Annotated in this window: 4 protein-coding genes; all 4 read left to right on the forward strand. The window is 65.9% G+C overall.

Annotated features, from left to right (window positions below):
* On the forward strand, positions 1–387 hold a 387-nt coding region (locus MOV75_RS31060; protein WP_247007227.1), incomplete at its 5' end, for a DUF992 domain-containing protein.
* Between the two features lie 190 nt (positions 388–577).
* Entirely contained in the window at positions 578–2,626 is a 2,049-nt protein-coding gene (locus MOV75_RS31065) for an elongation factor G (protein WP_246927474.1), read from the forward strand.
* A 329-nt stretch (positions 2,627–2,955) separates the two neighbouring features.
* Complete coding sequence (locus MOV75_RS31070) at positions 2,956–3,228, forward strand: helix-turn-helix domain-containing protein (protein ID WP_246927473.1); 273 nt, start codon at positions 2,956–2,958, stop codon at positions 3,226–3,228.
* A gap of 112 nt (positions 3,229–3,340) precedes the next feature.
* On the forward strand, positions 3,341–3,594 hold a 254-nt coding region (locus MOV75_RS31075; RefSeq protein ID WP_247007228.1), incomplete at its 3' end, for a SulP family inorganic anion transporter.

A 3,594-nucleotide genomic window follows, 5' to 3' on the forward strand; every position in this document is an offset into this window, starting at 1 on the left:
GGTGTGCTCGAATGCCGTGGCGGCGCCAGTGTAGGCTTCATCGTGGGATCGGTGACCCATCTCGGCTGCGTGCTGCGCGCCGACGGCCTGCCCGACGATCGCTACGTCGCGACAATCCGCAAGGTCGGTCTCGACATCGGCATCACCCAGGAGACGGCTTTGGCGTGGGGCGTGTTCGCACCGGTCGATCGGCTCGGCCCGGGCGACCTCTCAGGCAACTACGCGGGCGCTCAGGGCAGCGCTTCGATCGGCGTCGGCCTTGGCGGCAACGTGCTGGTCGGCGGCTCCAACAATTCGATCGCGCTCCAGCCGCTCAGCGTGCAGGGTCAGGTCGGCCTCAACGTTGCCGCCGGCCTCGAGAGCCTGGAACTTCGTCCGGGCCGTTGAGCGCGCGACGACGGCGATGTCGGTTCACCTCTTCCCGCTGGGAGAAGTGGAACATTGCGCCGCTAAGACTTGATCTAACGGACGACGCACCGCAGCGACGTTTTGATGCTTGCCAAATCTCGGGGACGGGCAGAGCATCTGCGTTTGCCGACCCAATCATGGGCCGAGCTCCACACCAAGGAGGCGGCGAATGGGACAAGACGTCAGAAGTCCCCGAGGTCCCCGGTGCATCGCGCTGGTGGGCCCTTTCCAAAGCGGTAAAACCACACTTCTCGAAGCAATACTGGCGCGAACGGGCGCAATCCCGCGCGCCGGCAGCGTCGACGCCGGAACTTCCATCGGCGACGCGACCCCAGAGGCCCGTCATCACAAGATGACCGTCGGGCTGACTGCCGCCACCACGAGTTTCATGGGCGACAGCTACACCTTCCTCGATTGTCCCGGTTCCGTCGAGTTTGCCCACGACATGCGCGCCGCGCTGCCCGCGGTCGATGCCGCGATCGTGGTCTGCGAGGCCGACGAGAAGAAGCTGCCGCAGCTTCAGATTATCCTGCGCGAGCTGGAGGAGCTGAAGATCCCGCGTTTCCTGTTCCTCAACAAGATCGACCGTGCGAGCCAGCGCATCCGCGAGTCGCTCGCAATGCTGCAGCCCGCCTCCCGCGTGCCGCTGGTGCTGCGCCAGATCCCGATCTGGAAGGACGAACTGATCGAGGGCTTCGTCGATCTCGCGCTGGAACGCGCCTTCGTCTATCGCGAGCACAAGGCCTCCGAGGTGGTCGCGCTCGAAGGCGGCAATCTCGATCGCGAGAAGGAAGCCCGCTTCTCCATGCTGGAGAAGCTCGCCGATCACGACGATGCGCTGATGGAGCAACTGCTCGAGGACATCCAGCCGCCACGCGATGCCGTGTTCGACGATCTCGCCCGCGAGTTGCGCGAGGGGCTGATCTGCCCGGTGTTGCTGGGCGCCGCCGCGCGCGAGAACGGCGTGTTGCGTTTGATGAAAGCGCTGCGTCACGAGGCGCCGGGCATTTCGGAGACGGCAAAACGTCTCGGCGTTCCCGAGACCAGGGACGCGCTCGGTTTCGTCTTCAAGACGCTGCATTCGCAGCACGGCGGCAAGCTGTCGCTGACGCGACTGCTCGCCGGTCGTCTCGACGACGGTGCGACCTTGCAATCCTCCTCCGGCGGAGCGGGCCGCGTCTCCGGCATTCTTGCCGTCAACGGCTCCTACGACACCAAGCGCGCGGCGGCAGAAGCCGGCGACACGGTGGCGCTCGCCAAAGTCGATCCGATCAAGACCGGTGACACGGTCTCGAACGGCAAGACCCCGCCGGCGGCGCTCGCCGCCGCTGAACCGACGCCGCCGGTGCTCGCGATCTCGGTTGCGGCCACCGACCGCAAGGACGACGTCAAGCTCGGCCAGGCGCTGACACGGCTGCACGAGGAGGATCCCTCGCTCGTCATCGTGATGAACGCCCAGACCCACGACACCGTGCTGTGGGGACAGGGCGAGATGCATCTGCGCGTCGCCAGCGAGCGGCTGCGCGACCGCTTCGGCGTCAAGATCACCTCGCATCCGCCTGCGATCGGCTACCAGGAGACCATCCGCAAGCCGATCGTCCAGCGCGGCCGCCACAAGAAGCAGTCCGGCGGCCACGGCCAGTTCGGTGACGTCGTGCTCGACATCAGGCCGCTGCCGCGCGGCGAGGGGTTCAAGTTCGCCGAGAAGGTCGTCGGCGGCGCCGTGCCGCGCAACTACATCGGCGCGGTGGAAGAAGGCGTCGTCGACGGATTGACGCGTGGTCCGCTCGGTTTCCCCGTCACCGATGTGCAGGTGACGCTGACCGACGGCTCCTATCACAGCGTCGATTCCTCCGACCTCGCCTTTCGCACGGCGGCGCGGGTCGGGCTCAACGAAGGTCTGCCGCAGTGCCAGTCGGTGCTGCTGGAGCCGATCCACGTGGTCGAGATCGTCTGCCCGACCGACGCCACCGCCAAGATCAACGCGATCCTGTCGGCGCGGCGCGGCCAGATCCTCGGCTTCGACACCCGCGACGGCTGGAGCGGCTGGGACTGCGTCCGCGCCATGATGCCGGAAGCCGAGATCGGCGAACTGATCGTGGAACTGCGCTCGGCCACCGCCGGCGCCGGCAGCTTCACGCGCCAGTTCGACCACATGGCCGAGGTCACCGGCCGCGCCGCCGACCAGATCATCGCCGCACATCAACACGCGGCGTGATCGGTTTCGCGCAATACAATAAGAGAGGCGCACCTTCTCACGCCCTCTCCTCGCTCTTCGCGGGGAGAGGGTGGGGTGAGGGGCTGTTTCCGCGCGTGCTGCGTTTCATGTAGGCCTCGCCCCCTCCACGCGTCATTGCGAGCGAAGCGAAGCAATCCAGAGACTGTCTCTGCGGAGGCAGCCTGCATTGCTTTGTCGCAAGGGCCCCTCGCAATGCAATGACGGAGGAGACAGACGGGCAGCCACTTGCGTCCAGCCGCGAATGATGTATTATACATCATTGTATATGTCTTAGATATCATTTATAAGTGCTGGTAAGTGAGGCCACGGTGATCACGTCGTTTCAGATGCGGGCAGCCCGCGCGCTGCTTGGCATTGATCAGAAAGCCCTGGCCGAACTCGCCGGCGTTTCGCTGCCGACCATCCAGCGGATGGAAGCCAGCACCGGCAATGTGCGTGGCGTGGTCGAGACCCTGATCAAGGTGGTCGAGGCGTTCGACCGGGCCGGCGTCGAGCTGATCGGCGAGCAGGTCCGCAGCGACAGCGGCGGACGTGGCGTTCGCCTGAAGGAGCCCGGGCCGCCGCGCCGCGTCGGAGCATGATCGGACGGTGATCGTGTTCGGGATCAAGATGGGCTAGCGCATCGTCGCACCTCGGCAACACGGGACGCACGATGCTTCGGAGCATCGAGGGGCAGCGGAGCACTTTGCCGAGATGAGCATCACAAGCGATCACGCCAGCCGGCTGCATCAGCTGCGTCAGCCGACCTTTGCCGAACTGTATCTGCCAAAGCTCGTCACCGTCTGGCGTGAAGGCTACGGGCTATCGGACTTCCGCGCCGACGTCTTCGCCGGCCTGACGGTTGCGATCGTGGCGCTGCCGCTGTCAATGGCAATCGCGATCGCCTCGGGCGTGACGCCGGACCGCGGCCTCTACACCGCCGTCGTCGGCGGCTTCATCGCCTCGCT

This window comes from Bradyrhizobium sp. PRIMUS42 (genome assembly GCF_023006515.1).
Lineage (GTDB): Bacteria > Pseudomonadota > Alphaproteobacteria > Rhizobiales > Xanthobacteraceae > Bradyrhizobium.